Origin of the sequence: Sinorhizobium sp. KGO-5, from assembly GCF_036245905.1 — a bacterium.
GTDB classification, from domain to species: Bacteria; Pseudomonadota; Alphaproteobacteria; order Rhizobiales; family Rhizobiaceae; genus Sinorhizobium; species Sinorhizobium meliloti_A.
This window is the reverse complement of sequence record NZ_BDIZ01000001.1, coordinates 1,227,601-1,253,699: the sequence shown is the minus strand read 5'-3', so window position 1 is coordinate 1,253,699 and position 26,099 is coordinate 1,227,601. Positions and strand designations below refer to the sequence as shown.

The following is a 26,099-nucleotide window of genomic DNA, read 5'->3' as shown; positions in this document are numbered from 1 at the left end:
ATTGACGAGAAAGGCTATTGTAACGCAGGAAAAATTCGACGCTTGATATAAGTGGTGCTTATGGAAAACCTGCGCCGTCTCCTACCGTCTGCCGCGAGCCTCATCGTCTTCGAGGCAGCCGGCCGGCATCAGAACTTCACACGCGCTGCCGGCGAGCTCGGAATGACTCAGGCAGCGGTGTCCTACGCCATTCGAGGACTCGAGAACCAGCTGGGCGTGCCGCTGTTCCACCGTGTGCACCGGGCCGTCGAACTGACGGAGGCCGGAGAAAAGTTTCACGCGGATGTCTCGGTCGGCCTCGCGCGGATCCAGAAGTCGGCCGAAGACATCCGCGCCAAAGGGCGCGAGACCAATGTGACGCTGGCGGCCTCGACGGCCTTCACCTCCATGTGGATGCTGCCGCGGCTAGCCCGGCTGCGCGAAGACCTGCCGGAGATCGACCTTCGCATCCAGACAAGCGTGCGCGACCTCGATCTGGATGAGGAGCCGATCCCGCTCGGCATTCGTGGCGGGGACCCCAGCCATTGGCCGCGCTATCATGCGGCGGTGCTGGCCGATGAAGTCATCCAGGCCGTGGCGACTCCCGCCTATATCGAGACGCATGGGCTGCCGGCAACGCCCGCGGACCTCATCAGGCACAATCTTATCCACCTCGAAGAGCCCGTAAGGCGGGCCTGCGACTGGACCGAATGGTTCGCGAGCGCGGGCCTTGCCTATCCGGCGCAAGGCAAGCGGCTCGCGATCAACGATTACGTGCTCGTGATCCAGGCCGTGCTGGCGGGAGAGGGCATTGCGCTCGGCTGGGAGCATCTGACCGCCCGACAGGTGCGCTCCGGCGCGCTGGTGCCGGTCGGGGGGCATGTGCTGAAGACGGGCCAGGCCTTCTACGTCGTCTGGCCGCGGTCACGCGAACTCAACAGTCAGGCGCGCCGCATCCGCGACTGGCTTTTGGAGGAGGGCCGCAGCGACCGTTCGGGAGCCGAAACCGCAAGCGGGCATGAGGCGCTTCAGCGCGCCGCCGCCATATCCGGGTAATGCTCGGAAAGGTAACGCAAGGTGGCATCGGCATCGGCGGGCTTGCCGTAGAAATAGCCCTGTCCCAGGCCGCAGCCGAGCGCCTTGAGCTTCAGCGCCTCGGATGAATGCTCGATGCCTTCGGCGACCACGGCGAGTTCCAGCCCCTCGCACATCGAAACGATCGCCTTGACGATATGTTCTGAAGTCCGGTCGGTGGAAATCCCCGAAACGAAGGTCCGGTCTATCTTCACCTTGTCGAGGGAAAAATCCCTGAGCCGCCCGAGGCTCGACTGGCCCGTTCCGAAATCGTCCAGCGACACGCGCACACCGGCCGCTCTCAATTCGGTGACGATCCTCTGGGCAGTACCGGCGTCGGCCATCGCAGCGGTCTCGGTTATCTCGAGTTCGAGGCGCCGGGGGTCGAGGCCCACCTGAGCTGTGATTGCCAGGAGCCGAGCGCTCGTCGCCGGATCCATCAGCTGGACCGAGGACAGGTTGAAGGACAGGAAGAGGTCCTCCGGCCAGGACAGGGCAGCCCGCGCCGCCTTGCGCAGAAGCATTTCGGAAAGCGCGTCGATGAATCCGCGCTCTTCCGCGAAAGGCACGAAGACGGCCGGCGAGACATAGCCGAGGTCGGCGTCGCACCACCGCGCCAGCGCCTCGAAACCCACCGGACGGTCGCTGCGCAGATCGACGATCGGTTGAAAGTGGACATCGATCCCACCGGCGATGATAGCATTGCGCAGTGCCTGCTCAAGCTGCGTCGCGTGCTTCATCTCCTGTGCGATCTCTTGCGAATAGACGGTGATCTGTCCGCGGCCGCGCCGTTTGGAGCGGTAGAGCGCGGTATCGGCGCTCTTCAGCAGGTCGTCGAACGTGTCTCCGGCAAAGGGAAAGACAGCAAAGCCGAACGAGGCCGAAAGCCGAACGTTCCGGTCGCCGAGTGCGAAGGGGGAAGAGAGCACTTCCTTTAGCATCTGGCCGCGCTTCTCCGCACTCCTTCGTTCAAAGACCAGCGGCAGGACGATGGCGAATTCGTCATCCGCGGTACGCGTCACCGTCGCGCCCTCGGGAACGCAGGCCTTCAGCCGGTGCGCCACCTGGCGCAGGATCTGATCGCCGGCCTCAGGGCCGAAGAGGTCGTTGATCGGCTTGAACCCGTCCAGATTTGCAAGGGCGATGGTAAAGGGTGCGGGATCGCTTGCCCGTTCGGCCGCGAGGGCGCAGACGGTTTGCTTGAGGTGGCGTGCATTGCCGAGCTCGGTCAATGGATCGACGAAGGAGGCACTATACGGCCTGTCCCGCTTCGCCCGATCGATACCGAGCTCCTGCAATGTCATTGTGATCCGCTCCGACCAGAACCCGAAACGCGCCTTTCGGCCGCCGGCAGGTGTTTCCGCAGCAGCATCTCGATCATATCCGGGCTGACCGGCTTCATGATGTGGTCATCCATTCCCGATGTCCTGCAGCGCTCGAGGTCGATATCGATCGCCTGGGCGGTCACGGCCACGATCGGCGTGCGACGGCCCGTGCCCTTCTCGGCCTGTCGAATGGCAATGGCGGCTTCAAAGCCGTTCATCACCGGCATGGAGACGTCCATCAGAACCAGGGCGGGCTGGAGTTCGTGCCAGAGGTCCACCGCTTCTCTTCCATCCGCGGCGATCCGGTGGGAAATCCCGAGCCCCTCCAGGATCTGCGCGAAGACGAACTGGTTGACCTGGTTGTCCTCCGCGACGAGGACTTCCACCGTCGGCGCATGCGTCGCGGGCGCGAGATCGCGGTCGAGCGCAATCCCCCATTCGGGCTGCATCAACGGCGAACGCGCGTCGCGGGCGCGGACAGCGAAGATCTCCGCAAGCAGGATCGTCGCATCCATATCGCCCGATACCTCGACCCTGGTACAGGCGCGCCAGGAGGCGAGAACGCGATGCTTCTCCGGAAAAGCGGTGTCGAGCAGAAGAAGGTCGATCTCCAATCCGCGGGCCTCGGCAGCCAGCGCGAAGGCGTCGAGTTCCTCGCCATTGCGGACCGCACAGGCGTCGAGCCCGGAGCCGCGCAGCCGCGCCACGAATCGCTCTTCCATGTCCCGGTCGGCGGTCGCCAGAAGTACGCGCAATTCCCGAGCCGGCAGCATGTCGATCTTCGATCCGGCGTGGGCGAGTTGCTGCAAGTCGAGCGACCGGAAGGGATCGTAAAAATTCTGCGCGGGCGTGAAGATGCTATAGTCCCGGATCTGCAGGCCGGTGTCGCCGCCCTTTTCCGAGCCGTCATACCAGACGGCGATATCGGTGACGTCGGTCATGCAGGTGACGACGAAATGGCGGCCGGGCAGGCCGATACGATATTTGCGCGTCACGACCCAAAGGTCGCTGCCGTCGGCGCGAACGATATGCTCCGCCTCCGAATGCGGCATGCCTGTCTCCAGGACGTGGCGGTCCGACCGTTCGAAGTGCTTCGCAAGCTCCGTTTCTACGAGGTCCGAGGCGGAACGTCCGAGCATGGCCTCCGGCGCGAGATCGTGGATGACGTAGAAGGCCTTGTTTACGGCGATGTAGCGGAGGTTGCTGTCCTTGACGCAGATGGGATTGGGCTGAGCGTTGAGGATCTCTTCCGTCAGGGCGATCCGCTGGAGATCGGTCCGGGCCTGCTCGTCGCGCTTCTTCTGTTCGGAGACGTCGCTGACGGCGAGAAGGCCGATACCGCTCGACAGCCGCCGCTGACGCAGAGAGAGCCAGCGCGTACGGCCGGCCCTCTCGACATTCTCGTAGCGTTCCCGCCAGTGGAGCGCCATCTGCTCGGCGATCCAGTCTTCGCGGTTCGGCCTGTGCCGGCTGGACTCCGGCAAGGTTCCGGGGCGCACGCCGGTATCGTATACCGCCCCCAGAAAATCGCGCAGCCGCGTCCCGGGAACCAGCATGGCGGCTGGCACGGGGAAAAATTGCAGTATCGAGGCGCTTGCGAAGGTGATGGTGTCGTCCCGGCCGAAAACGAGCAAGGCGGCGCCAAGCGTTTCACCGCTTGCCTCCAGAATGATCCTGCTGATGTCTGCGCCGCCCGACGCCACATCATTCATCGCGCTGCCCTCGTTCCCGCTACAGCGCCAGTCGTCCTTGGACGCATAACGGGTGCTGTAGCACTCTGTCCGCTGAACGGCCTTCCCGGCCCGGCTACGGTCCGGCCAACCGATCAGCAGCGGTTTCATTTCGGGACATGCTGGCCGCCTTTGAGGCATCCTTTTGAAGGGATGCGGGCGGCGTCCAGCAACGCCGCGGTGCTCCAGAGGCAAAAACCCGACGATCATTCGGGTTGCAGTGGAAAATTGCAGCAGAACGTTAAAGCCCGATTAAGTCGCAATCCCGCTTTTTGCAGAGTGCCGGCCGGCAGCCTTGGAGAAGTGTGCGCGCGGGGCTTTCCCTCCCTCTCCGAATCCTGGAAAATAGGGCATGGCCATCAAGCAACTTTCCGAAACGCTCATCAATCAGATCGCCGCCGGCGAAGTCATCGAACGACCGGCGAGCGCCGCGAAGGAACTGATCGAGAACGCGCTCGATGCGGGCGCGACGAGGATCGAGATTGCGACCGCCGGTGGCGGCAAGACGCTCCTCAGGGTCACCGACAACGGCATCGGCATGTCGCCGGCCGATCTCGAACTGGCGATCCGCCGCCATTGCACCTCCAAGCTCGACGACAGCCTCGCCGATATCCGGACGCTCGGTTTCCGCGGCGAAGCCCTGCCCTCGATCGGATCGGTGGCGCGCCTGTCGATCACCACGAGGACGGCGGAGGCCCGGGAAGGCGCGGCGATCACGGTCACCGGCGGCAGGAGCGAGCCCGCCCGGCCGTCGGCCGCTATCGTAGGCACCGTGGTCGAGGTGCGCGACCTCTTCTTCGCGACCCCGGCGCGGCTGAAATTCATGAAGTCGGAAAAGGCCGAGGCGGCGGCGATCTCGGAAGTCGTCCGGCGTATGGCGATCGCCTTTCCGAGAGTGCGTTTCGTGCTTTCCGGCTCCGATCGCACGACGCTCGAATTCCCCGCAACAGGCGACGACCGGCTGGCGCGGATGGCGCAAGTGCTCGGCCGCGACTTCCGCGACAATGCCATCGAGATCGACGCCGAGCGCGAGGATGCGCGGCTGACTGGCTTTGCCGGCGTGCCGACCTTCAACCGCGGCAATTCGCTTCAGCAATATGCCTTCGTCAACGGCCGGCCGGTCCAGGACAAGCTGATCATGTCCGCTATCCGCGCCGCCTATGCCGAGACCATTCCGCAGGGGCGCTACCCGATCGCGGTGCTGTCGATCACGCTCGACCCGGCTCTCGTCGACGTCAATGTCCATCCGGCAAAATCGGACGTGCGCTTCCGCGATCCCGGACTGATCCGCGGCTTGATCATCGGCGCCATCCGCGAGGCACTGGCGCGTGAGGGAGACCGGGCGGCGACGACCGGGGCGCATGGGCTGATGCGCGCCTTCCGTCCCGAGTTCCACCGGGCAGACAGGCCGCAGGAGCCCTGGACGGCCGCCGTCTCGCCCTATCGGCCGCTGCGCTTCGACGAGGCCGCGCGGGGTTTTGCAGAAGCACCCCAGGCGGCCTTCTCCGATTTCGCCCAGCCGTCGGCGCGCAGCGCTGCCGCCGCCGTCGAGGCGACGCGGGCCGCCGATGGACGGGCGGTTTCCTTCCCGCTTGGTGCCGCCCGCGCCCAGCTTCATGAAAACTATATCGTCGCCCAGACCGACGACGGGCTCGTGATCGTCGACCAGCACGCCGCCCATGAGCGTCTCGTCTTCGAGACGATGCGAACGGCGCTCCACGCCCGCCCGGTACCGGCGCAGGCGCTGCTGATCCCCGAGATCGTCGACCTGCCGGAAGACGATTGCGACCGGCTGATTGCGCATGCGCAGGAGTTCACGCGCCTGGGACTGGCCATCGAGCGTTTCGGCCCCGCGGCGATCGCCGTCCGCGAAACGCCGGCGATGCTCGGAGAAATGGACGCCGCCGGACTGGTTCGCCAGCTTGCCGACGAGCTTGCGGAATGGGATACGGCCGGTGGGCTCGCCGGCCGGCTCGAATATCTCGCCGCCACCATGGCCTGCCACGGCTCGGTTCGCTCGGGCCGCCGGTTGCGCACCGAAGAGATGAACGCTCTGCTTCGCCAGATGGAGGCCACGCCCGGCTCCGGGCAGTGCAATCACGGCCGGCCGACCTATATCGAGCTGAAGCTGGCCGACATCGAGCGGCTTTTCGGGCGGAGCTGAGACCCTGCTGGAACCATCTTCCAAAACCGCTGGTTTTTTGCAGAGCGCCGCGATAGATCAGGACGTCCACGATAAGACGAGGCCCGTTCAGGCATGATGAACCGTTTTGAAGGAAGCTCCTCCCGGGAGGCGAAGATCCGCTATCTCGACGGAGACTTCCAAGTCGTACTTGCCGGCTCGCACGTGATCTGTGCCGTTACGGGCAAGCCCGTTCCGGTCGATGAACTCAGGTACTGGAGCGTCGCGCGCCAGGAGGCTTACGCCGACGCGGACGCCTCGCTCGAAGCGGAACGACGCGCCGGCGGCCTGGCGGGTCAGGCTTGACTAACCCGTCTTGCGCTCGCGCAATCGGCGGGCGCGGGCGGAGGCAAGTGTCGCGTCGATGATTGCACCCGGCGCTGCCGGATCGTCGAAGCGCACCTCGATCTCGATCACGCGGCTTTTCGCCGCCAGTTCCCCTGCCCGCCCGTGGCCGGGCTCCAGGCGAACCATGTCCTTGGCGGTGGTCACCAGCGTATAGCCCCGGCTTGCGGCACGGTCGACCAGATCGGCAATCTCGTCCTCGGAGAAATGGTGGTGATCCGGGAAGGTCCGGGTCTCTTCGATCACCGCGCCGGTCTCGCGAACGGTCTTGAAGAACTTTTCCGGATCGGCGATCCCGGCCCAGGCAAGGACCTTGACGCCGTCGAGCGGCCCTGTATCCGTGCGCACCGTTTCGGCCACATAGACGGGCTTGCCGGCCCGTGCCGCCTGGCGGACGAGAGTATCGGCGGCGGAGCCGTGGCCGAGTTTCAGGAGAGCGTTGGCATGGCGCAGCTGATTGCCGATCGGCGCCCGAACCGGGCCGGAAGGCACGAGATGGCCATTGCCGATACCGCGGCCGGAATCGACCACCAGAAGGGCGAAATCGAAGACGAGCCGGGCACTCTGGAAGCCATCATCCATGATGATGATATCGGCGCCTTCCGCAGCAAGCTTGCGTGCGCCATCCACCCTGCGTCGGCAGATCACGGTGAGGGCCTCGCGGGCAAGCAGCAGCGGCTCGTCGCCGACGTCGCGCGCGCGATGGTGCTCGGGGTCGACCACCGTCGTGACGTCCAGCGACCCGCCATAGCCGCGGCTCAGGAAAGCGGGCTTCAGGCCCCGTGCCCTGGCGGCACGTGCAATCGCGATCGCCGTCGGGGTCTTTCCGGCTCCGCCGACGGTGAAGTTGCCGATGCAGATCAGCGGCACGGCGGAGGTCGCCCGGCGCGCCCGGTCCATGCGCATCCCGGCGATCCGGCCGTAAACCCAGGAAAAGGGCCAAAGAGCATAGGCGCGCCAGTCGGCCTTGGTCCACCAGAACGGGGGCGCTTCTGAAACCATCTTTACCCGTAAATATCCGTGCGGCCGCTCCTGCACATCGAGGGCAGGAACGGCAAATCCAGAACTTTCCGCCGCGGACATCGGCCGTGAGCGGTGTGACCGGCGACAAAGAACGTCAGAACGGAGAAAAAGGCAAGCCGATCAGTTCGTGAGCACCGCTTCCAGCTCGGTAATATCGGCGAGGCAGTGGTCGCAAGACGCGGCAAGCGACTGGCGCGATCCGGTGCCGGTCAAAACGGCAACCGTCATGCCGACGCCGGCACTGCGGCCCATATGCATGTCGTGATTGTTGTCGCCGACTACGGCCACCTCGTCGGGTGCAAGCCCCGTTGCGGCGCAAAACCCGAGCACCATGCCGGGCTCCGGCTTTGTGCCATAGCCGCTATCGTAGCCGGCGACGTAATGGAGGTAGTCCTCGAAACCGAAGCGTCTGGCGGTTTCCCGGATCGATCGCTCGTTGTCGCTGGAGGCGACGCCGAGCCGGTAGCCTTTCGCGTGCAGCCCGGCAAAAAAGGACGCGAGATCGGTCACCGGCACGGCATAATGCGCGGATTGTGCAAAGAGCCCGTCGAACAGCGCCGTCAATTCTTCCACTGTAAACGGCGCGCCGGCGCCGACCATGCCGGTGGCAATCTCCACGGTATTCCCGGCCGCAAGCAGGCTATCGGGAACGACATATCCGGTCTCCGGATCCATCCCGCCCGCCTGAAGGAGGACACGCGCAAGGCTCTCATTGCCCTTGGCGGCGATCCGCGCCAGCTCGTAATTCACCGGCACCCAGCTCTTCACGTAGTCGAGAAGGGTGCCGTCCTTGTCGAACAATATGCCGGCGATCGGTTTCGTTGCGGGCATGGTCCCTTCCAGAGTCGAGGCTTCACGTTTCAGGCTTCAGGGCGCGGCTCCAGCCGCGCCTTCACCACAAGCGGGTTGATGTAGGGGTCGAGGCCCTTCATCGTCGCCGTCAGCGCGCCCCGCATCTGTTGCACGGTTTCGAGTCCGGCATCGATCATCGAGCGACGCATGTCGTCGTTGGCGAGCAGGTAGTTGACCCCCTTGGCGAGCATCTCGGTGTCGCGCACGATCTTGGCGCTGCCGTTCTTTGCGAGCATCTGGTAGGTCTCGCGGAAATTCTGCACATTCCCGCCGGAAAGCACCGCGCAGCCGAGCATTGCCGGCTCGAGCGGGTTCTGGCCGCCCTCGGCGAAAAGCGAACGTCCGACGAAAGCGACTTCCGTCAGCCTCAGATAGAGCCCCATTTCGCCGATCGTGTCGCCGAGTAGAATATCGACTTCCGGTGTGACCGGATCGCCGCGCGTGCGGCGCGCGACGGTCAACCCCTTAGCGACCAGGGCAGCCTCGATCGCGTCGCAGCGCTCCGGATGGCGAGGAACGATGATCGTCAGCAGGCCGGTTCTCTCCTTCAGCGCCTGGTGAACGGTCCCGGCCGCATTCTCCTCCCCCTCGAAGGTCGAGATCGCAGCCCAGGTCTTTCGTGCACCGATCTGCTGGCGGTATTCGCGCAGGTCTCTGGGATCGTGCGGCGGCGCGTCGTTGTCCACCTTGAGGTTGCCGGAGACCGTAACCGGGAGCGCACCCAGAGTGCGGAAACGCTCCGCATCGACATCGGACTGAGCGATGACGAGCGCGAGATTTTCGAAGAGAGCATCGGCAAGCGACGGCCGGCGCCTCCATCGGGCGAAGGTGCGGTCGGAAAGACGGCCATTGACCAGAACCTGCGGAATATGGCGCCTGCCGAGCTCGATGATCGTCATCGGCCAGATCTCCGATTCGGCGATGATCGCCAGATCAGGCTGCCAATATTCCAGGAAACGGCTCACGGCCGGCTTGAAATCGAGCGGCACATACTGGTGCACGACGGCCGAGCCCAACCGCTCTGCGGCGACGCGCGCCGAGGTCGTCGTACCGGTGGTCAGCACCACGGCGATGCCGCGGCGGCGGATTTCCTTGATCAGCGGAGTGACTGCATTCGTCTCTCCGACACTGGCGGCGTGGAACCAGACGAGAGGGCCCTGGGGCCGCGGCGCACTAGCATAGCCATAGCGTTCGCGCCGGCGCGCCGGGTCCTCCTTGCCCTTCGCCGCGCGGAGCGCAAGATAGGACCAGAAGAAGGGATAGACGGCCGTTCCGAGCCAGCGATAGCCGGAAAGTGCCAGCCTTGCGCGCAGGCTGCTCATGAACGCTTACCCTCCGCCGCGTCCGACGCCGACGGCATTACTTCACTTCCGGATCGAGCAGGCGATGCATGTGGACGATGAAATAGCGCATATGCGCATTGTCGACGGTCATCTGAGCCTTGGCTTTCCAGGCGACATGCGCGCTCTCGTAGTCCGGGAAGATGCCGACGATATCCAGATTTTCCAGATCGCGAAACTGCACGTCGGTGAGCGTTGCCAATTCGCCGCCGAAGACGAGGTGCAGCCGTTGTTTTTTCTCGGAGTCGTGAGCCATCGAAATTCCATCTGTGTTCTTATTGGTGTTGGGGTGGTTTGCGGCATTCGCCCCTAAAGGTCAATGGGGCTCAAGCGGCCTGGAGGCGGCGAGCAACGCCGGCAGCGCGGTTCCCGAGGCCGCTCCCAGAACGCCGTGGGTGACAGTCGGGCGGTTGTAGGACAAGGGCTCGCCATCGAGACTGCAAAGCGCCCCCCCGGCGCGCGAAAGGATGAGGTCGGCGGCCGCCAAATCCCAATCGTGCGAATTCCGCTTGACGATCGTTCCATCGATGCGTCCATCCGCGATCATCGCAAGGCGATAGGCGAGCGACGGCACGTGCGACACACGCATCATCCTGTTGCGATAGGGCAATGCCAGCCTGCCCATGACATCCTCGGCCGCCGCCACCTTCAGCACCGCGCCGGATGCCGCCTCCCGCACGGCAATCGCTTTGCCGTTCTTCCGCGCTTCGCCATCGCGGGTCGCCTGGAATATCTCGTCGAGGGCGGGCGCATAGAGAACGCCGGCCACAGGCTGGCCACGGTGGACGACGGCGACGCTGACGCACCAGAGATCCTTGCCGGCGATGAAGGCCCGGGTGCCGTCGATGGGATCGACGACAAAGACGGTCTCGCGGACGAGACGGCTTTCGTCGTCGTCAGTCTCCTCCGAAAGCCAGCCATAGTCCGGCCGTGCGGCGAGCAGCCGCCCCTTGAGGATGTCGTTGGCGGCGAGGTCGGCCTCGCTTACGGGGGAACGGCCCTCATTTTTCCAGCGGACGTCCAGCGTCTTGCGGAAATAGCCAAGCGCAGTGTCGCCCGCCGCGACTGCAGCGGTAAGAATGAGTTCGAGGTCCTCGTCCCAGGCCGGGCGGATCGAAAGGGCTGTTTCTGACATGCAAATCCTTACACGCGGCGCTGTAGTGCAACGCACCGCCCACATTCAAGTTCCGGCGATCGTCATGCCTTCGATCGCAAGCGTCGGCGCGGCGATGCCGAACTTCCTGTCGATGTCGTCGGCCGGCGTCAGCGCCATGAACATCTGCTTGAGATTGGAGGCGATCGTCACCTCGGAAACAGGATAGAGGATTTCGCCGTTTTCAATCCAGAAGCCGGAGGCGCCGCGACTATATTCGCCCGTCACCATGTTGACACCCTGGCCGATGAGCTCGGTGACATAGAAGCCGGTGCCGACGCCGCGGATCAGATCGTCGCGCGAGACGGAGCCGGGCTCGAGGGCGAGATTGGTGGAGGCCGGGCTGACCGCCGGACCGCCGCGAACGCCGCGCCCGTTGGTCTCGAGGCCGAGCTCCCTGGCCGCAGACGTGGACAGGAACCAATGGCGCAGCACGCCATCCTCGACCATCGACAATTTCGAGCCGCTGACCCCCTCGCCGTCGAAAGGACGCGAGGAGGCGCCGCGGACGATCAACGGATCGTCGGTAACGGCAATGCCCGATTTCATGATCTGCTTACCCATCATGTCGCGCAGGAAGCTGGTCTTGCGGGCGACAGACGCTCCGTTGATGGCTCCCGCAAGATGTCCGACGAAGCCGCGTGCGACGCGCGGATCGAAAACGACCGTCACGTTCTTCTGCGTCGCGACGCGGCGGGGGTTGACGCGCGCCGCCGCCCGCTCGCCGGCGACCCGGCCGATGTCCTCGGCAGTGCGGAGCTCATCGAAATAGAGGCGGCTGTCGAAGTCGTAATCGCGTTCCATCTTGGTGCCTTCGCCGGCGATGGCGCTGACGGAGCAGCCGAAACGGGTGGCCATATAGGAGCCGGAGAAACCATGAGACGTGACGAGCACGAGCCCGCCCATGCCGGCCGATGCGCCCGCCCCGCTGGAATTGGTGACGCCTGTGACCGAAAGCGCGGCTCCTTCGGCAGCGAGCGCCGCCTCCGTGAGTGCTTCGGTCGATACGTCCCGGTTGTCGAAAAGTTCGAGATCCGGATAGGACTTCGCCAGGCGATCGGGGTCGGCAAGCGATGCGTAAGGATCCTCCGGCGACGCCTTCGCCATCGCCACCGCACGCTCTGCCAGGACCTTCAAATCGAAGCCCGGATTGGCGGAAACACTGGCGACGCGCCGCCCGACAAAAACCCTGAGCGAGAAATCGTCGCTCTCGGAAGCTTCCGTCGCCTCCACCTTGCCGAGCCGCACCGAAACCGAACGGGAGCGGCCACGCACCACCACGGCATCCGCGGCATCCGCGCCGGCGCGGCGAGCCTGATCGACAAGCTCGGCGGCACGTTGCTCGAGGACGGCGGAATCGATCGTCTCAGACATGATTTTGGCCTTTCATTCCTGTCCCATTTATTGTGCACTGAAGCATGCATCAAGGGCATCATCGTGATTCCCGCCCCAGCAGCAAAATGATATGCGGCCGAATACGCCCTCTCCACGGGTCCCCCGGCCGTTATAGCGGAAGCACCGAGCATGGAAACGACAACGATAATCTATTCGCAGGCGCTGATGCTGCTTGCCGGCGCCGTGATCGCAGCGCCGCTGTTCAAGCGTCTCGGGCTCGGCACCATCCTTGGTTACCTCGCCGCCGGCATCCTGATCGGTCCCGTCGCCCTGCAAATCACGGAGGGCGAAGAGATTCTGCATGTCTCGGAACTCGGCGTCGTCTTCCTGCTGTTCATCATCGGCCTCGAGCTGAAACCGTCGCGGCTGTGGCAGATGCGGCGCGACATCTTCGGTCTCGGTACGGCACAGGTCGTGATCACCGGCGCCGTTCTTTCGTTCCTGATCGCGTTCAGCGGTCTTCTCGGAGGCGCCGGCAGCGTCATCGCCGGCTTCGGCCTGGCGCTATCCTCCACGGCCTTCGCCATGCAGATCCTGGAGGAGAACAACGATACCAACACGCGCTATGGCCAGCGCGCCTTCTCCATTCTCCTGCTCCAGGACCTGGCGATCGTGCCTCTGCTTGCGATCATTCCGCTGATGGCGGCGCAGGCACCGGAGGATACGACCACGCCGATCGAAGACTTCGCGATCGCCATCGCCGCCGTGGCCGCGCTTTTCGCCGCCGGTCGCTATCTTCTCAATCCGCTCTTTCAGGTGATCGCGCGCACCGGCGCGCGCGACGTCATGATCGCAGCCGCGCTTCTCGTCGTCATGGGCGCGGCGACGATGATGCAGCTCGCCGGCCTTTCCATGGCGATGGGCGCCTTCCTTGCCGGGGTGTTGCTGGCGGAATCGTCCTATCGTCACGAGCTGGAGGCCGACATCGAGCCATTCCGCGGTATCCTCCAGGCGCTTTTCTTCATGGCGGTCGGCCTGTCGCTCGAGCTCCATGTGGTGGCAGAGAACCTGCGGAGCATCATCATCGCCGTTCCCGTGCTGATGCTGGTAAAGAGCCTGGTCCTTTACGGACTGTGCCGGGCCGCCGGCTCACGCCACAACGACGCCGTGCGCATCGGCCTGCTTCTGCCGCAGGGCGGCGAATTCGGCTTCGTGCTCTTCACCGCAGCCGCCGCGGCCGGCGTCTTCTCGCAAGCCACGTCCTCCCTGCTCGTCGCCATCGTCACGCTCTCCATGGCGTTGACACCCGTGGCAGCGATGCTCTCCAGGCGGCTGATGCACAAGCAGGACGAACTGGCCGAGGAAATGGAAGAGGATTTCGAGGGCGCCGGCGCCGACGTGCTGATGATCGGTTTTTCCCGCTTCGCCCAGATCGCTTCGCAGATCCTTCTCGCCGGCGGCCGCGATGTGACGATCATCGACCATTCCGCGGCACGCGTGCGTCAGGCGGCCACATTCGGCTTCCGCATCTATTTCGGCGACGGCACACGCCTCGACGTCTTGCGAGCGGCCGGAATAGAGAAGGCGAAGATTGTCGCCGTGTGCACGCAGAAGAAGGAGGTCACGGACAAGATCATCGATCTCGTCCATGCCGAATACCCGAATGCCCGCATCTTCGCGCGCTCCTACGACCGCCTGCACACGCTGGAACTGCGCGCACGGGGTGTCGACTACGAATTGCGCGAAACGTTCGAGTCTGGTCTGCTTTTCGGCCGAAAGACGCTCGAGGCGCTCGGCGTGAACGGCGATGAAGCAATTGGCATCATGGACGATATACGCCGCCGCGACGAGGCAAGGCTGGTGCTCCAGGAAGCGGAGGGCATCACCGCCGGCCGCGACATGCTGCATTCAAGGCCAGTCCGGCCGGAACCGCTGGTAAAGCCGAAGCGTGAAGTCACTCAGCCTGACGATGCTCTGCCGGATCTTGCCGACGAGACGCTGGAAAAGGCGGAGTGATATCAGGGCGTTCATGTTGTGGGTCGACCCGACTAAAACATCGGGGATCTACGAGAAAGGCCCTTCTGTCAGGGCCGAAATGACCCAGGGACTCTGACCGGCCCTACTGCCGCAATATGACGTGCGTTCTGGATATCAATGCGCCATCATGGTAGAATATTGAACGGTAGGAACCAGGAAGCATCTGATGGCGCTGAGCATCAAGGATATCGAAACCGAGCAGCTTGCCCGCACACTTGCCCGGCGGACCGGGGAATCCATCACGCTGGCCACCAAGCGTGCCCTCGAAGAACGATTGCGCCGAACCGACACCGCTGCCCGGCGCGCGGCCCTTCTGGAGGATCTGGAGGCCATTCAACGCCGCTGGAATGCCATGCCCGTCCTCGACGGTCGCAGCTCCGATGACATCATCGGTTATGACGAGGATGGACTCCCCTCATAATGGTAATCGACACATCCGCCATTGCCGCGATTGCCTTCAATGAACAGGAGGCCGGAAGTTTCCGCGAGAAAATCGCGCACGACCCGGTTCGGCTCATCTCCGCGGCAACCGCTCTGGAAGCAGCCATGGTAATCGAAACCCGGTTAGGCGAAGCTGCCGGCGCGGAACTTGACCTTTGGCTTTACAAGGCAAACGTGGAGATTGTTGCGGTAACCGCCGAGCATATGGACCAGGCCCGCCGTGCCTGGCGCCGTTTCGGCAAAGGCCGCCATCCGGCCGGTTTGAATTTCGGTGATTGTTTTTCCTACGCCCTAGCCTTTCTGACAAATGAACCGCTCCTGTTCAAGGGAAGTGATTTCTCGCAAACCGATATCCCGGCGGCGTAAGGGCTCGCGCAGTTGGTCCTGCAGGAAGCGGAGGGTCACCGCCGGCCGCGACATGCTGCATTCAAGGCCCGTCCGGCCGGAACCGCTGGTAAAGGCGAAGCGTGAAGTCACTCAGCCTGACGATGCTCTGCCGGATCTTGCCGACGAGACGCTGGAAAAGGCGGAGAGATGTCAGGGCCTGTTAACACTTGTGCTAAGGCCTGTTGAGATTCATTTTGAGTTTATGACGGCTGCTGCGACATGGATAATGGCGTTGAAGCTTGTTCCCTTTGATCGTAGCCGATCTGTGCTCGTCACAGGGATCCAGCAGCGCCGCGTCCGCGGCGCGGAAGAGCCTTTCCAGCCCAAGGACTTGGTCTGGCTGAGGCAATTAAACAAGCCGCAGCGGGTGGCCCGAACCTCGACAGGCCCTAGAGCGGGAGAAAAGCGCGTGCGGTTTTCTCCCCGCATCCCGCGTCTCCGACCGGGGATGTTTTCAAGCCGGTTGAACAGATCATTTGCCCCTCGGTCGCCTATATCCCCTTCTTCCACCGATCGATGCGCTCTGCCAGCGCGCGCTTCACCTCGTCCTTGGTCCCGCTGGTGGCGGTAAGCAATTCCTGGGCGCGCAGGAAATCCAGGACGCGGAACCGCCCGACATCGGGACGCAGGAGAATATCCGGTGCGCCGGCCTGCATCTTCATCGTGATGATCGACTGCATCATCAACTGGGTCGCGCCGAACAGGCTGTCGATACGGCTCGGGATCGTCTCCCCGTCGCCATCCGGCCCGCCGACGACATCGACGGCGACGACGATATCCGCCAGTCCGCGCAGGTGATCGAAGGGGATCGGATTATAGATGCCGCCGTCGATCATCACGCGGCCGTCGATCTTCACCGGCATGAATACCGCCGGCAGGGCACAGGAGGCAGCGAGCGCCTTGTAGAGGTCCCCGCTTTCGCAGACCCGCTCCGTCTGCCCGTAATAGTCGGTGACGATGATTTTCAGGGGGATGGCCAGATCGGAGAAGCGGACAGGCACCGCCTCGGGCAGGAAGGCCTTCAGCACACGCTCTATATTGAACTGGCCGACGCGGAAGCCGCTCGCCACAGCCTCGGCAAGACTGGTCGGCCTCAATCGCCATAGGCGGTTGAGAACCTCCCCACGCCGGCCGACGGTCGAAAGCACGTGTTCACGGATTTCCTTCCCGCTCATGCCGGCGGCCACACCCGCGCCCATGAGAGCGCCGATCGACGAACCGGCGACGACCGCCGGCCGAAGCCCCATCTCATCGAGCGCCTCGATGACATGGATGTGGGCAAGTCCGCGCGCGCCGCCGCCGCCGAGGGCAAGCGCGATGGTCGGCTCCCCCTCGCTACCCGCGGCTTTGCGTATCGTGGACAGGTTCTGCTCCATCGCCACCTCCGTCATCGGCCATCCTGCACGAGGGGCAGGCCGAGATCACGCGGAATCTGAACAGCTCCAACCGCCTTTGCGCCGGTCTCAGGCGCCTCGGAAACGCAGAAAATGCATGAGCGTATCGCCGAAGGCGCGTTCGTCGACCGATTCGAAACTTTCGGAGAACTGCGGCCGGACGTCCGCGCGCTCCTCCAGGATTGCAAGGGCATCCGGAACGAGCCAACCGCCGCGGGCAGCCGCGGCCAGAGCGCGTTCGCCGAGACCCCTGCCATAGGGCGGATCTGCGAACACTAGATGAAACGGCTCCATCGTCCCGACCGGTCCGAGATCCGTCGCGTCGCGGCGAAAGATCTTGGCCCGCCCCTGAAGGCCGAGCGCCTCGATATTGATCCGCAGCAGCCCGCGTCCCTCGACCCCCTGCTCCACGAAGAGAGCCTGCCGGCAGCCGCGCGACAGCGCCTCGAGCCCGACGGCCCCCGTGCCCGCGAAAAGATCGAGAACGCGCGTTCCGTCAAGCGCCTCCGGATAGGCGTGGCTCAGGATGTTAAACAGGCTCTCGCGCGTGCGGTCCGTGGTCGGACGGATATCGTCCGATTTCGGCGCGGCCAGCGTGCGGCCGCGAAATTCTCCACCGACGATGCGCACGGCCGCCTACTTCCCCCTGCCCTGCGGCCCCTTGCCCGGCGGCTTACCGCCGCTCGGACGACCGCCGGGCTTGCCTCCGGCGGGTCTGCTGCCGGCGGGTTTTCCGGCACGCGGGCCGGACGAGCGAGGGGCGGCCGGCTTTCCCGAAGCCGGCTTTCCAGCAACCGGTTTGCCGCCGGCGTTCGCACGTGGCCGGTCGCCGGCGAAGCTCTTCCTGCCGTCGCCACGCGGCGGCCGAGCGTTCTCCTTGCGTCCTTCGGACGAGATGCGGTCGTCGGCCGGGCGGGCCGCTCGCTCGCCGCTGGGCCGGCGCGGCGGACGGTCGCCATGGTCGCGGGATTTCCGCTCCGCGCTTTCGAGCGGTCGACGCCTCTCGAAGCCGCCGGCGCCTGCGGCATCCTTGCGGCCGGCGGATTTACCGCCCTTGCCCTGGCGTTCCGCATCGAAGCCGCCCGCTGCTTTCGCCGCAGCGTCCTTCGGCCGGTCGCGCCGTTTGCCTTCCGCAGGCGCGCGCCGCGCCGCCTTCGGCGACAGCTCGTCCTCCGCTGCCTTCGGCTTTTTCTCTACGGTCGGACGCGCACCCGGCGCCATCCAGACGTTGGAAGAGCGGTTGCGCCGGACCGGCGGGCGCACCGGACGCTCCTCCGGCTTACCGCGGCTGCGGCCGCGTTCATTCGGGCGACCATCGTCGCGTCGGGTATCGAGACGGGCAAGAGCACGCTCCCGCTTGTCCTCGGCCTTTTCGCGCTTGTTGCCCCATTCCGCCTTTGCGTGGTTGGCGGGCTCCGCTTCAGGCTCGGCAGCAGCCGGCTGATCGTTATAGATCGGCGCGTCGAAATTCGCCTTGGCATCGGCGATCAGCCGGGGCCCCAGCTGCTCGCGCAGCGTGCGGCCGCGTATTTCCTGAACCTGACCGATCGGCAGCTCGCCCAGCTGGAACGGACCGTAGGAGATGCGGATCAGCCGGTTGACATCGAGGCCGAGCGCGCCGAGCACATTCTTGATCTCGCGATTCTTGCCTTCCCGCAGGCCCATAGTGATCCAGACGTTCGAGCCCTGCACCCGATCCAGCGTCGCCTCGATCGCTCCGTAGAGAACGCCTTCGACCGCGATGCCCTCCTTCAGACGGTCGAGCGCCTCCTGATCGATTTCCCCGTGCGCCCGCACGCGGTAGCGGCGCAGCCAGCCGGTCGACGGCAACTCGAGCACGCGGGCAAGCCCGCCGTCGTTCGTCAGGAGCAGCAGGCCCTCGGTATTGATGTCGAGGCGGCCCACCGACAGAACGCGCGGCAGATCCTCGGGCAGGTTCTCGAAAACCGTCGGACGGCCTTCCGGATCGGCGTTGGTCGTCACGAGGCCGCCCGGCTTGTGATAAAGCCAGAGCCGTGTCCGTTCGATGCCGCGGATCGGATGGCCGTCGACCTCGATCCTGTCGGCAAGGGTCGCATTGACGACCGGCGTGTCGAGCACGACGCCATTGAGGCTGACCCGCCCTTCCATGATCATCCGCTCGACGTCGCGACGCGAGGCGACGCCTGCGCGCGACAGGATCTTCGAGATGCGTTGCGGCTCGTCCGCACCGGCGGGCGCTGCCGGACTGTTGCCGGCTGCCCGTGCCGCAGGCTTCTCGCTGCCGGAATGAGGTTTCTTGTCGCGACCCTTGGCCTTGCCGCCGGGCCTCGTGGGCTTGTCTTTGGATGTCATTTGTGTTGCCTGCCTTTTGCGGCTGTCCTATCAGGTCGTAGGCCGTGGGTTAAGAGGAAATTATCGAACGAACGATGGCAGAAACGGCACGCTTCATGCAGGCGGCCCTTCAGGAGGCCCGAAAGGCGGCGGCACGCGGCGAGGTGCCGATCGGCGCCGTCATCGTGCTCGACGGCAAGATGATTGCCGCGGCCGGAAACCGCACCCGCGAACGCAGCGACATCACCGCCCATGCGGAGATCGAGGCGATCCGCCAGGCGGCGGCCGCCGTCGGCGACGAGCGCCTTTCGGGAGCCGATCTCTATGTCACGCTCGAGCCCTGCACCATGTGTGCGGCTGCGATCTCCTTCGCTCGCATCCGCCGCCTCTATTATGGCGCGGAGGATCCCAAAGGCGGCGCGGTCGACAACGGCGTCAGGTTTTATGCTTCCCCCACCTGCCACCATGTGCCGGATGTCTATTCCGGTCTTGCCGAGCGGGAGGCCGCCGACATTCTGCGCGAATTCTTCGCCAGCCGGCGTTAAAAATCACCTCGGCGAAAACTGTGTTGCGATTTCCCCGGGACCGCGTGAAGTGTCAGTCCGCTGCGAACGCTTCCAATCCCTTGCCGGCGAGCCGGTAACGCGTCCATTCCGACATGGGCTCCGCCCCGACGGCCTCATAGACGCGGATGGCTGGCTCGTTCCAGTCGAGCACGCTCCATTCGAAGCGGCCGCAGCCTTCCGCGACTGCCGTCCGCGCCAGGTGCTTCAGGAGCGCCTTGCCGGCGCCCGAGCCCCGAAACTCCGGCGAGACGTAAAGATCCTCCAGATATAGTCCCTTGCGCGCCTGCCAGGTGGAATAGCTGTAGAACCAGACGGCAAAGCCTGCGGGCTTGCCGTCGGCCTCGCAGATCACGGCGCGCGCGACGGCATCGGCTCCGAAGAGCGACTCGTGCACGCGCTCGACAGTCGCCTCGACCTCGTGCGGCGCCTTTTCATAAGTCGCGAGTTCCGTGATGAAACGGAGGATCGTCGCAGCGTCACCGGGAAGGGCATCGCGAATGCTGATAGCCATGGCTTTGGACCAATTCTAAAACTTGGATGCGAACGGAGCCGCACGCAGTTTCTCATTCCGCTCTAAAACGGCCAGTACCACTTGCTTCCGGAGTTCTTGATCTGCGCCTCCTTCTTGCGGCGGCGCGCCTTGTCCTTTTCGGGCTCTCCGAGATCGGCTTCAGCCCCCTCCGGCAGTCGACGGTATTCGAGCGGCGGGTCGCTCAGGAAACGGCGCTTGTCCGCATAGGCGCCCTGTTCGATCTTGCGCGCCTCGCGATAGGCCTCCTGCTGCTCCTTGGCGGAAAGACGGCGGCCGTTGGCATTCGCTTTCGCCAGCGGCGAGACGTAGTTGGGATCGTTCTTGTTGGCGTCCGCCTCTTCGCGCAGACGCGCGCGCGTCTCTTCGGGAGACTCGACCCAGGCCGGGTTGGCCTCGCGGCTTGCAAGCGACTGCTGCGGCTCGACCAGAGCGGTCTGCTGCTGTTGCGGCGGCAGCACCAAACCGGGGCGCGGCTGATACTTGACCGGATCCTTCTTCGCGGGAGCGAGGCTGACCGCGCTGCCTAGATCGTCGAGCAAATGCTCGCCGGCCGTCTTGTCCGTTCCGTAGGTCGGGCCGCCGATGCAGCCGGAAAGCACCAGACCTCCCGCCAGGATGGCCGCAATGCCGGCAGCCGCTCGCAACTCTCGCGTCATTCCCATGAGATTCCTTCCAGCCGGCCGCGCGTCGCTAAAACGGCCATTCAGCGCCCCATGGCGGAAAAATCCGCCAAATTTCGGGCAGGTTTTACCGGATGAAGAGCCTGAACGCAATTCACCCGGTAAGCCGATCGATTACGGCTTGAAGCCGAACTCCCGCAGGGCGGCCGCGTCGCGCGCGGAGACGTCCGGATAGAGCGGATCGGAGCCGACATCGGTGGTGATTCGCCAGGAGCGGGCGCATTTGCGGCCCTCGGCGAGTTTCGGTACGACGCTGACTTTCGCGACGTCCGGCAGCCTGAACGCATCCTCCGGGCCCTCGCCCCCGTCGACTTCGATCCCCGAGGTGATGCAGATCTCGGCGAAGTCCTGGCCGTTGAGCGCCTGGAGCAGATCCGGATCGGCGACATGGACGGCCGGCGCCGCCTCCAGCGAAGAGCCGATGCGTTTTTCCTTGCGCTCGATCTCGAGCGCGCCGGTCACCACCTTGCGGACTTCGCGGATCTTCCGCCACTTCTCGGCGAGCGCGTCGTTACGCCATACCGCCGGGACCGTGGGGAACTGTTCGAGATGCACGGAAACGGCTTGCGGGTTGCGCGAAAGCCAGGCCTCCTCGGCAGTGAAGGGCAGCATGGGTGCAAGCCAGGTCACCAGGCAATCGAAAAGGGTGCGGATGACCTGCAGGGCCGCGCGGCGGCGCAGCGACGACGGCGCGTCACAATAGAGCGCATCCTTGCGGATATCGAAATAGAAAGCCGAGAGTTCGACATTCGAGAAATCGATGAGCGCCCGGGCGATCCTCTTGAAGTCGAAGGCGTCGTAGCCTTCGCGCACCAGCCGGTCGAGTTCCGCAAGACGATGCAGCATCAGCCTTTCGAGTTCCGGCATGTCGGCAAGCGCTACAGCCTCACCCTTGTCGTGGGCGAGCGTGCCGAGCATCCAGCGGATCGTGTTGCGCAGCTTGCGGTATGCATCGATATTCGTCTGGATGATGGTCTTGCCGAGGCGCTGGTCTTCCCAATAGTCCGTCGTCATGACCCAGAGGCGCAGGATGTCGGCGCCGGCATCCTTCATCACCTCCTGGGGCGTGACGGTATTGCCCTTCGACTTCGACATCTTCTCGCCCTTCTCATCCATGGTGAAGCCATGGGTGATGACGGCGTTGTAGGGCGCGCGGCCGCGCGTCGCGCAGCTTTCGAGCAGCGAGGAATGGAACCACCCGCGGTGCTGGTCGGAGCCTTCGAGATAGACGTCGGCCGGCCATTTCAGGTCCGGACGGTCCTCCAGCGTGAAGGTGTGGGTCGATCCGGAATCGAACCATACGTCCAGGATGTCCGTGACCTGGTGCCAGCGGGCATGGTCGTGGTCGTTGCCGAGAAAGCGCTCTTTCGCGCCTTCGGCGAACCACGCGTCCGCTCCTTCCTTCTCGAAAGCGTCGAGGATGCGGGCATTGACCTCGTCGTCAACGAGGATTTCGCCCTCGTCGTCGGCGAAGATCGCGATCGGCACACCCCAGGCGCGCTGGCGCGAAAGCACCCAGTCGGGGCGCTGCTCGATCATCGCCCGGAGACGGTTCTGGCCGGCGCCGGGCACGAAACGGGTTTCGTCGATCGCGTTCAACGCGCGCGAGCGCAGCGTCGTGCCGTCGCCGAAATCCTTGTCCATGGTGACGAACCATTGCGGCGTGTTGCGGAAGATGACCGGCTTCTTCGACCGCCAGGAATGCGGATAGGAATGCTTCAAACGGCCGCGCGCGAAGAGCGCGTGACGGCCGATCAGAGCCTTGATGACGCGGTCGTTGGCGTCGCCCTTCTTGCCCTTGTCGTCTATGACGCGGCCGGCGCCGCCTTCCGCATCCGGACCGAAGCCGGGCGCGTCGGCGGTGAAATAGCCGGCATCGTCGACCGGGAACGGGATCGTGGACGAAATGCCGCGTTCCTCGAGGACGCGCACATTGTCCATCCAGGCCTCGAAGTCCTCGCGGCCATGGCTGGGTGCAGTATGGACGAAGCCGGTACCGGCATCGTCGGTGACGTGCTCGCCGTCGAGAAGCGGGACATTGAACGCATAACCGCCACCCAGGCCGTGCAGCGGATGGGCGCAGGTAATCGCGGCCAGATCGGCCGCCTCCACATCGCGCACGAATTTGAACGTGACCTTCGCCTTGGCCGCCGACTCGTCCGCGAGGCGCTTGGCGAAGATCAGCTTCTCGCCCGGCTGCGGGCCGTAGTCGTTCTCGGCGGTCGCGACTTCATAGAGCCCATAGGCATAGCGCGACGAGTAGGCGATCGCGCGATTGCCGGGGATCGTCCAGGGGGTCGTCGTCCAGATGACGACGAAGGCGCCGGCAAGCGCATCGGGGCCTTCGATCACCGGGAACTTCACCCAGATCATGTCGCTTTCGACGTCGGCATATTCCACCTCGGCCTCGGCAAGTGCGGTACGCTCGACGACCGACCACATGACCGGCTTGGAGCCGCGATAGAGCTGACCGGACTTGGCGATCTTCATCAACTCGCCGGCGATGCGCGCTTCCGCGTGGAAGTTCATCGTGGTGTAGGGGTTTTCGAAGTCGCCCTCGATGCCGAGGCGCTTGAACTCCTCGGTCTGAATCCCGATCCAGCCGCTTGCGAATTCACGGCATTCCTTACGGAACTCGTTGACCGGCACCTCGTCCTTGTTCTTGCCTTTCTCGCGGTACTTCTCCTCGATCTTCCATTCGATCGGCAAACCGTGGCAGTCCCAGCCCGGCACGTAATTGGCATCGAAGCCGCGCATCTGGAAAGAGCGGTTGATCACATCCTTGAGGATCTTGTTCAGGGCGTGGCCGATATGGATGTTGCCGTTGGCGTAGGGAGGGCCGTCGTGCAGGACGAACTTCTCGCGGCCGGCAGCGGACGCGCGGAGCTTTTTGTAAAGCTCCATCTTCTGCCAGCGGGCGACGGTCTCCGGCTCCTTCTGCGGCAGGCCGGCACGCATCGGAAAGTCCGTCTGCGGCAGGTAAAGAGTGGAAGAATAGTCGATCTTTTCAGCGGTCTCGGTCATGGTTTTCGCATTCGTGTTTTCCGCGCGGGGCAGTCACGCAGGCGGAAGGGTTCGGTAATCTCGAAGATGATGGGGGCGTTGAAACGCCGAAATCCCGGACCTTCCGGCGCAGACTAGAGCGCGCGGAAAGCCGGGCCAATAATTCGCTGATCGACGATCACTCGATGGAACCGGGTCATTATGGCCGGTTCTTTAAGGCGTTTTCCGCCTTTTGAAAAGGTCCGCCGGCCGCGCATGCCCGAAATCTTTGACGCATCGGATGGCATAGGGCCCTGCCGCCGCTCAGGCGAAATTGAGCCTGCGGTCGATCTCGCTCAGGGGCTGAACGCCCGCAAGCAGCGCGCGGGCCTCGCTCTCGTCCTTGCGCATCTGGACCATCAATGGCTCCAGACCGTCGAACTTGAGTTCGTCGCGCAACCGGCCGAAGAAGGATACGGCGCAGATCTCGCCGTAGAGATCCGCGGAGAAATCGAAAACGAAGGTCTCCAGCAAGGCTTCGCCGTCGCTGTCGACCGTCGGGCGACGGCCGAAGCTTGCGACACCGTCATGGAGGGACCCGTCCGCCCTCCGGAAACGCACCGCATAGATGCCGCTCTTCAGCTCCGCCTCGGGCGGCAGGCGCATGTTCGCGGTCGGATAGCCGAGCGTGCGGCCGAGCTTCTTGCCGTCGATGACCTCGGCTTCGACCGTATAGCGATAGCCAAGCAGCCCGGCCGCGTGCGAAACGTCGCCCTCGGCTAGCAGCGAGCGGATGAAACTCGAGGATATGACGGCGGCGTTTTCGTCGCGGAATGCATCCACAAGCGTCACGCCGAATCCCTCGCGCTCCCCGGCCGCCATCAGGAAGGCCGGCCCGCCTTCCCGCCCCTTGCCGAAATGGAAATCGAAACCGGTGACGACATGGGAGGCGTGCAGCCATTCGCGCAGGATGCTATGAATGAAGTCGGAGGCCGAAAGCTCCGAAAAGCTCCGGTCGAAAGGATATTCGATGACGGCACCGAATCCCATTCCCTCGAGTATGCGGGCTTTCAGCGGTGCCGGGGTGAGGCGGAACACCGGCGCGTCGGGCCGGAACACGGTACGCGGATGCGGCTCGAAGGTGAGCACGAGCGCCGGAACGGCCCGCTTCACCGCCTCCTCCAGCGCGCGGTTCAGCACCGACTGATGGCCGCGATGCACGCCGTCGAAATTGCCGATCGCGACCACACCGCCGCGTAGATGTTCGGGCAGCGGATCGCGGGTCTCGTTGCGGTGAAAAACGGTCATGCCGATCGTCCCGTCATGCCAGCCGCGGCATCCACCATTTCGGCTGCGCCCCATTCTGCCTCAGGAAGGCCATGAGCCTCGCTTCGTCGGTGCGGCTTTCGTGCATGTATTCCTGCGCATGGATGCCCGCGCTGATGTAGAGCAGGTCAAAGCCGGCATCCTGCGCGCCCTTGACGTCGGTCGGCATCCCGTCACCGATGGCGATGACGCGCGAAAGATCGAAATTACCCCTGGCGGACTTGGCCTGCGCGAGAGCGGCCTGATAGATCGCGATATAGGGCTTGCCGGCAATGCGGGCCTCGCCGCCGAGCTCTTCATAGAGTTTGGCGATGGCACCGGCACAGGGGATGAGCCTATGCCCGCGCTCCACGACAAGATCGGGGTTGGCGCAGATGAACGGTATTTTCCGCTTGGCGAGCCCCGTCAGCGTCGCGCGGTAGTGCTCGGGCGTCTCGGTCTCGTCGTCGTAGAAGCCGGCGCAGACGATCGTCTCGGCCTCGTCGGCGGATACGATCTCGGTGCCGAGCCCTTCGAGCAGCGGCAGATCCCGGTCGGCTCCGATGAAGAAGATGCGTTTGTCGGCCGTCGCAATCAGCGCCTGCGTCACGTCGCCGGAGGTCACGATACGGTCATAGGCTTCGTCGGGGACGCCGAGGCCGCGGATTTGCACCGTGACGCCCGGATGCGGCCGGGGTGAATTGGTGATGAGAACGACGGTCAGCCCCTGGGCGCGCGCCTCGGCCAGCGCTTCGCAGGCGGATGCAAAGGCTTGAATGCCGTTGTGAAGCACGCCCCAGACGTCGCAAAGGACCACGTCGTAACGACCGGCGATTTCCCGAAAACTGTTGATCCTGACGGCCATGCTGGCTTCCTGCAAACTCGGCTTTCCGGCTGACATCGCAAGGAAGGGGCAAGAATACAAGCCTCACGCCGAGAAAAACGCGGCACTTCCCAAGGATTTTAAAGCAATTCCAGGAAGCGGCGCGTTGAAGCTCGGGTCGGTTTTGTCGGCGCGCATGGCGATGCGCTTGAATTCCTCACGTGGCGACTGCGCGGTCTACGGCATGTTCCTTTGGCAGGAAACGGATCCTGCAGTCTCGCCTCTTCCAGGGATGAGGTAA

24 protein-coding genes are annotated in these 26,099 nt (G+C 64.4%); 8 read left to right on the top strand and 16 right to left on the bottom strand.

Going from position 1 to position 26,099, the window contains the following annotated elements:
* Positions 1-60 precede the first annotated feature (60 nt).
* Complete coding sequence (locus tag BHD07_RS05940) at positions 61-1,035, top strand: LysR substrate-binding domain-containing protein (RefSeq protein ID WP_198516566.1); 975 nt, start codon at positions 61-63, stop codon at positions 1,033-1,035.
* Here BHD07_RS05940 and BHD07_RS05935 read toward each other — a convergent pair.
* On the bottom strand, positions 1,008-2,357 hold the full coding sequence (locus BHD07_RS05935; RefSeq protein ID WP_100669285.1) for a putative bifunctional diguanylate cyclase/phosphodiesterase: 1,350 nt from the start codon (positions 2,355-2,357) through the stop codon (positions 1,008-1,010). The two genes, BHD07_RS05940 and BHD07_RS05935, sit on opposite strands and share 28 nt — an antisense overlap.
* On the bottom strand, positions 2,354-4,219 hold the full coding sequence (locus BHD07_RS05930; RefSeq protein WP_338278395.1) for a response regulator: 1,866 nt from the start codon (positions 4,217-4,219) through the stop codon (positions 2,354-2,356). The genes BHD07_RS05935 and BHD07_RS05930 overlap by 4 nt, the downstream gene beginning before the upstream one ends.
* Before the next feature lie 241 nt (positions 4,220-4,460).
* On the opposite strand from BHD07_RS05930, the gene mutL reads away from it, so the two are divergent.
* Both mutL and BHD07_RS05920 read left to right on the top strand, forming a co-directional pair.
* A complete protein-coding gene (gene mutL / locus BHD07_RS05925; protein ID WP_100669287.1) occupies positions 4,461-6,272 on the top strand; it encodes a DNA mismatch repair endonuclease MutL in 1,812 nt (603 codons plus the stop codon).
* A gap of 93 nt (positions 6,273-6,365) precedes the next feature.
* Entirely contained in the window at positions 6,366-6,596 is a 231-nt protein-coding gene (locus tag BHD07_RS05920; RefSeq protein ID WP_018094360.1) for a DUF2093 domain-containing protein, read from the top strand.
* On the opposite strand, the gene lpxK is transcribed toward BHD07_RS05920, so the two are convergent.
* From lpxK to BHD07_RS05890, 6 genes are all read right to left on the bottom strand, one after another.
* On the bottom strand, positions 6,597-7,637 hold the full coding sequence (gene lpxK, locus BHD07_RS05915) for a tetraacyldisaccharide 4'-kinase (protein WP_100669289.1): 1,041 nt from the start codon (positions 7,635-7,637) through the stop codon (positions 6,597-6,599). It abuts the gene before it with no gap.
* Between the two features lie 141 nt (positions 7,638-7,778).
* A complete protein-coding gene (locus BHD07_RS05910) occupies positions 7,779-8,489 on the bottom strand; it encodes an HAD family hydrolase (protein WP_100669291.1) in 711 nt (236 codons plus the stop codon).
* Between the two features lie 29 nt (positions 8,490-8,518).
* Entirely contained in the window at positions 8,519-9,832 is a 1,314-nt protein-coding gene (gene waaA, locus BHD07_RS05905) for a lipid IV(A) 3-deoxy-D-manno-octulosonic acid transferase (protein WP_100669293.1), read from the bottom strand.
* 37 nt (positions 9,833-9,869) lie between these two features.
* Positions 9,870-10,106: a DUF4170 domain-containing protein gene (locus tag BHD07_RS05900; protein WP_018094356.1), complete on the bottom strand. Its 237-nt coding sequence runs from the start codon at positions 10,104-10,106 to the stop codon at positions 9,870-9,872.
* Between the two features lie 60 nt (positions 10,107-10,166).
* Positions 10,167-10,985 carry a 3'(2'),5'-bisphosphate nucleotidase CysQ gene (locus BHD07_RS05895; RefSeq protein ID WP_100669295.1) on the bottom strand — a complete coding sequence of 273 codons (819 nt, stop codon included), beginning with the start codon at positions 10,983-10,985 and terminating at the stop codon, positions 10,167-10,169.
* A gap of 45 nt (positions 10,986-11,030) precedes the next feature.
* Positions 11,031-12,377 carry a TldD/PmbA family protein gene (locus BHD07_RS05890; protein WP_100669297.1) on the bottom strand — a complete coding sequence of 449 codons (1,347 nt, stop codon included), beginning with the start codon at positions 12,375-12,377 and terminating at the stop codon, positions 11,031-11,033.
* A gap of 150 nt (positions 12,378-12,527) precedes the next feature.
* On the opposite strand from BHD07_RS05890, the gene BHD07_RS05885 reads away from it, so the two are divergent.
* From BHD07_RS05885 to BHD07_RS05875, 3 genes are all read left to right on the top strand, one after another.
* Positions 12,528-14,354 carry a monovalent cation:proton antiporter-2 (CPA2) family protein gene (locus BHD07_RS05885; RefSeq protein ID WP_338278388.1) on the top strand — a complete coding sequence of 609 codons (1,827 nt, stop codon included), beginning with the start codon at positions 12,528-12,530 and terminating at the stop codon, positions 14,352-14,354.
* Positions 14,355-14,541: 187 nt separating this feature from the next.
* Entirely contained in the window at positions 14,542-14,796 is a 255-nt protein-coding gene (locus BHD07_RS05880; protein WP_100669301.1) for a type II toxin-antitoxin system VapB family antitoxin, read from the top strand.
* Positions 14,796-15,182: a type II toxin-antitoxin system VapC family toxin gene (locus BHD07_RS05875; RefSeq protein ID WP_100669303.1), complete on the top strand. Its 387-nt coding sequence runs from the start codon at positions 14,796-14,798 to the stop codon at positions 15,180-15,182. Before BHD07_RS05880 ends, BHD07_RS05875 begins: the two co-directional genes overlap by 1 nt.
* A gap of 512 nt (positions 15,183-15,694) precedes the next feature.
* On the opposite strand, the gene BHD07_RS05870 is transcribed toward BHD07_RS05875, so the two are convergent.
* From BHD07_RS05870 to BHD07_RS05860, 3 genes are all read right to left on the bottom strand, one after another.
* Positions 15,695-16,594, bottom strand: a complete 900-nt coding sequence (locus BHD07_RS05870) for a patatin-like phospholipase family protein (protein ID WP_100669305.1) — start codon at positions 16,592-16,594, stop codon at positions 15,695-15,697.
* Between the two features lie 72 nt (positions 16,595-16,666).
* A complete protein-coding gene (rsmD, locus tag BHD07_RS05865) occupies positions 16,667-17,227 on the bottom strand; it encodes a 16S rRNA (guanine(966)-N(2))-methyltransferase RsmD (RefSeq protein ID WP_100669307.1) in 561 nt (186 codons plus the stop codon).
* A 6-nt stretch (positions 17,228-17,233) separates the two neighbouring features.
* Complete coding sequence (locus tag BHD07_RS05860) at positions 17,234-18,931, bottom strand: pseudouridine synthase (RefSeq protein WP_100669309.1); 1,698 nt, start codon at positions 18,929-18,931, stop codon at positions 17,234-17,236.
* 74 nt (positions 18,932-19,005) lie between these two features.
* Here BHD07_RS05860 and BHD07_RS05855 point away from each other — a divergent pair, with 74 nt between their 5' ends.
* Positions 19,006-19,455 (top strand): nucleoside deaminase, encoded by a 450-nt coding sequence (locus tag BHD07_RS05855; RefSeq protein WP_100669311.1) that lies wholly within the window; start codon positions 19,006-19,008, stop codon positions 19,453-19,455.
* A gap of 52 nt (positions 19,456-19,507) precedes the next feature.
* On the opposite strand, the gene BHD07_RS05850 is transcribed toward BHD07_RS05855, so the two are convergent.
* The 5 genes from BHD07_RS05850 to BHD07_RS05830 form a co-directional block, all read right to left on the bottom strand.
* On the bottom strand, positions 19,508-19,987 hold the full coding sequence (locus tag BHD07_RS05850; protein WP_018094345.1) for a GNAT family N-acetyltransferase: 480 nt from the start codon (positions 19,985-19,987) through the stop codon (positions 19,508-19,510).
* Between the two features lie 62 nt (positions 19,988-20,049).
* Positions 20,050-20,670 carry a hypothetical protein gene (locus BHD07_RS05845; protein WP_018094344.1) on the bottom strand — a complete coding sequence of 207 codons (621 nt, stop codon included), beginning with the start codon at positions 20,668-20,670 and terminating at the stop codon, positions 20,050-20,052.
* A 132-nt stretch (positions 20,671-20,802) separates the two neighbouring features.
* Positions 20,803-23,712: an isoleucine--tRNA ligase gene (ileS, locus tag BHD07_RS05840; protein ID WP_338278380.1), complete on the bottom strand. Its 2,910-nt coding sequence runs from the start codon at positions 23,710-23,712 to the stop codon at positions 20,803-20,805.
* A 282-nt stretch (positions 23,713-23,994) separates the two neighbouring features.
* A complete protein-coding gene (locus tag BHD07_RS05835) occupies positions 23,995-24,978 on the bottom strand; it encodes a bifunctional riboflavin kinase/FAD synthetase (RefSeq protein ID WP_100669315.1) in 984 nt (327 codons plus the stop codon).
* 13 nt (positions 24,979-24,991) lie between these two features.
* Positions 24,992-25,840, bottom strand: coding sequence for a TIGR01459 family HAD-type hydrolase (locus BHD07_RS05830; RefSeq protein ID WP_275596687.1), 849 nt, complete (start codon positions 25,838-25,840; stop codon positions 24,992-24,994).
* On the opposite strand from BHD07_RS05830, the gene BHD07_RS05825 reads away from it, so the two are divergent.
* Positions 25,824-26,099: a hypothetical protein gene (locus BHD07_RS05825; RefSeq protein ID WP_275596688.1), complete on the top strand. Its 276-nt coding sequence runs from the start codon at positions 25,824-25,826 to the stop codon at positions 26,097-26,099. The two genes, BHD07_RS05830 and BHD07_RS05825, sit on opposite strands and share 17 nt — an antisense overlap.

Bases quoted from the DNA above. Each gene is read 5' to 3' on its own strand.
- BHD07_RS05940 (WP_198516566.1), top strand. From the start codon at position 61: ATGGAAAACCTGCGCCGTCTCCTACCGTCTGCCGCGAGCCTCATCGTC.
- BHD07_RS05935 (WP_100669285.1), bottom strand. From the start codon at position 2,357: ATGACATTGCAGGAGCTCGGTATCGATCGGGCGAAGCGGGACAGGCCG.
- BHD07_RS05930 (WP_338278395.1), bottom strand. From the start codon at position 4,219: ATGAAACCGCTGCTGATCGGTTGGCCGGACCGTAGCCGGGCCGGGAAG.
- mutL (WP_100669287.1), top strand. From the start codon at position 4,461: ATGGCCATCAAGCAACTTTCCGAAACGCTCATCAATCAGATCGCCGCC.
- BHD07_RS05920 (WP_018094360.1), top strand. From the start codon at position 6,366: ATGATGAACCGTTTTGAAGGAAGCTCCTCCCGGGAGGCGAAGATCCGC.
- lpxK (WP_100669289.1), bottom strand. From the start codon at position 7,637: ATGGTTTCAGAAGCGCCCCCGTTCTGGTGGACCAAGGCCGACTGGCGC.
- BHD07_RS05910 (WP_100669291.1), bottom strand. From the start codon at position 8,489: ATGCCCGCAACGAAACCGATCGCCGGCATATTGTTCGACAAGGACGGC.
- waaA (WP_100669293.1), bottom strand. From the start codon at position 9,832: ATGAGCAGCCTGCGCGCAAGGCTGGCACTTTCCGGCTATCGCTGGCTC.
- BHD07_RS05900 (WP_018094356.1), bottom strand. From the start codon at position 10,106: ATGGCTCACGACTCCGAGAAAAAACAACGGCTGCACCTCGTCTTCGGC.
- BHD07_RS05895 (WP_100669295.1), bottom strand. From the start codon at position 10,985: ATGTCAGAAACAGCCCTTTCGATCCGCCCGGCCTGGGACGAGGACCTC.
- BHD07_RS05890 (WP_100669297.1), bottom strand. From the start codon at position 12,377: ATGTCTGAGACGATCGATTCCGCCGTCCTCGAGCAACGTGCCGCCGAG.
- BHD07_RS05885 (WP_338278388.1), top strand. From the start codon at position 12,528: ATGGAAACGACAACGATAATCTATTCGCAGGCGCTGATGCTGCTTGCC.
- BHD07_RS05880 (WP_100669301.1), top strand. From the start codon at position 14,542: ATGGCGCTGAGCATCAAGGATATCGAAACCGAGCAGCTTGCCCGCACA.
- BHD07_RS05875 (WP_100669303.1), top strand. From the start codon at position 14,796: ATGGTAATCGACACATCCGCCATTGCCGCGATTGCCTTCAATGAACAG.
- BHD07_RS05870 (WP_100669305.1), bottom strand. From the start codon at position 16,594: ATGACGGAGGTGGCGATGGAGCAGAACCTGTCCACGATACGCAAAGCC.
- BHD07_RS05860 (WP_100669309.1), bottom strand. From the start codon at position 18,931: ATGACATCCAAAGACAAGCCCACGAGGCCCGGCGGCAAGGCCAAGGGT.
- BHD07_RS05855 (WP_100669311.1), top strand. From the start codon at position 19,006: ATGGCAGAAACGGCACGCTTCATGCAGGCGGCCCTTCAGGAGGCCCGA.
- BHD07_RS05850 (WP_018094345.1), bottom strand. From the start codon at position 19,987: ATGGCTATCAGCATTCGCGATGCCCTTCCCGGTGACGCTGCGACGATC.
- BHD07_RS05845 (WP_018094344.1), bottom strand. From the start codon at position 20,670: ATGGGAATGACGCGAGAGTTGCGAGCGGCTGCCGGCATTGCGGCCATC.
- ileS (WP_338278380.1), bottom strand. From the start codon at position 23,712: ATGACCGAGACCGCTGAAAAGATCGACTATTCTTCCACTCTTTACCTG.
- BHD07_RS05835 (WP_100669315.1), bottom strand. From the start codon at position 24,978: ATGACCGTTTTTCACCGCAACGAGACCCGCGATCCGCTGCCCGAACAT.
- BHD07_RS05830 (WP_275596687.1), bottom strand. From the start codon at position 25,840: ATGGCCGTCAGGATCAACAGTTTTCGGGAAATCGCCGGTCGTTACGAC.